This window comes from Rhodococcus sp. MT28, from assembly GCF_058792695.1.
Genome location: NZ_JBXAFD010000058.1, coordinates 1 through 1618, shown reverse-complemented (window position 1 = coordinate 1618; position 1618 = coordinate 1). Strand labels below are relative to the sequence as shown.

Below are 1618 nucleotides of genomic sequence, written 5' to 3'. Positions count from 1 at the left end.
GAAAGACATCTCAGGAAGTTAACAGTCAAGCCGCGAGCACGAGAGGAGGTGGGAAGGCATGGGTTTCGTCGTAGGTTTGTCCGGTTTGCAGGCAGTGGTGGAGTTGTCCGAGGAATTTGTTGAACAAGTGGCGTTTGGCTTCTTGGAGCCAGTCACCTTTGGCTCGGCGCGCGTCGTAGTGCCGCCGCGCTCCGGGCGAGGATTTCAGCGCTGCCATCGCCCAGATCGAACCGGCGGCGGCGAGACGCCGGTTCTTGATGTGCCGGTGCGTAATGACGGTCTTCTTGCCGCTGGCGCGGGTGATCGGCGCGGATCCAGCGAAGGCTTTCAATCCACGAGCGTCGTCGAATTTCGAGCGGTCGTCACCGATCTCGGCGAGCACCCGGGCGCCGACCACTGGCCCCACGCCGGGGAAACTGGTCAGGATCTTCGCGTCCGGGTGTCGGTGAAAAGTCTCGGTAACCGCCTCCGTCAGGTCGGCAACCGCAGTACAGATGGCGTTCAGCTGCCCGAGCAACGCGCTCAGTTGCCGTCCCATCGCTTCTTCGATCATGGCGGGCTGACGGAGGTGCTCGGCGGTGAACACCTCGCGCAGGCGCCCGGCGTCCCGATCGAGATATCGCTGGCGGCCGGCTTTGGCCATCAACTTTCGCAATCGGGCCGGAGTCAATGTGGCCGCCTGGGCAGGGGTGGGAGCAGCGGTGAGGATCATCCGGGCATCGGCTCGGGTGATGCCGCCTTCGAGACCGGCGAAGGCTTCCAACGCTGCCGGGTAGAACTCCTTGAGCAGCGCGATGACCCGGTTGGTGACCTGTTGCCTGTTCCAGATCGTGTCCTGCTGCGCGCGAGCGAGCACCCGCACACTCTGGGCCAGCTCGGAATCATTCGATCGTGGGCGATGCTCGGGCAGGTCGGTGCGCAGGATATTCGCCAAGGTGCGGGCATCGACCGCATCGGACTTCGCTCCGGAGACGACATGCCTGGACCGGTAACGCGAGGCCGCGAGCGGATTGATCGGGTAGACCTGCCTTCCCGAGGCGGTCAACGCCGCGACCCACAGACCGTGATCGGTCTCGATGGCCACCGGCACCGGCTCGTGCGGGTCCTCACCGGCGTCGGCGAGCATGGCCAACAAGGCCTCGAATCCCGAGGCGGTGTTCTCGACCCTGCCGCCGGCCACCAGGCGGCCCGTGTGGTCGACGACCGCGATGTCGTGATGATCAGTGGCCCAATCGATTCCACAGAACAAACTCATTCGTTCCCTCCGTCTGCTCGATACGATGCCCGGCACCGGGCAGGGGCCACGCGGCACCCTAATCGCAGGACTCGACGGTCCGTCATCTCAGTAGCCGTCCGTGACTCCAGCACACCGCAGGACCCCCAGTGCTTTCCGAAGAGCTCTACGGCTCGGGAGAACTCATACCGGGGTGAACCCTGCGGTCGGCAGGGGCAACGCCATCACACCACCGAACACCAGATCACTGCTACCGGGGCGCACCGTTCTTTCGTGAGACATCGAATGTCCGGGCAACAACAGGCGTCGCCCCGACAGCAGCACCAGAACACAAACTGTCCCTATACGGGGTCAGCTCCTATCCCAACTACCGATTAGGGCAAC

1 protein-coding gene is annotated in these 1618 nt (G+C 64.0%); it reads right to left on the bottom strand.

The genetic code is table 11. From position 1 onward, the window contains the following. Positions 1-25: 25 nt before the first annotated feature. A complete protein-coding gene (locus AC1Q6C_RS33565; protein ID WP_044480091.1) occupies positions 26-1255 on the bottom strand; it encodes an IS110 family RNA-guided transposase in 1230 nt (409 codons plus the stop codon). Positions 1256-1618 lie beyond the last annotated feature (363 nt).

Bases quoted from the DNA above. Each gene is read 5' to 3' on its own strand.
- AC1Q6C_RS33565 (WP_044480091.1), bottom strand. From the start codon at position 1,255: ATGAGTTTGTTCTGTGGAATCGATTGGGCCACTGATCATCACGACATC.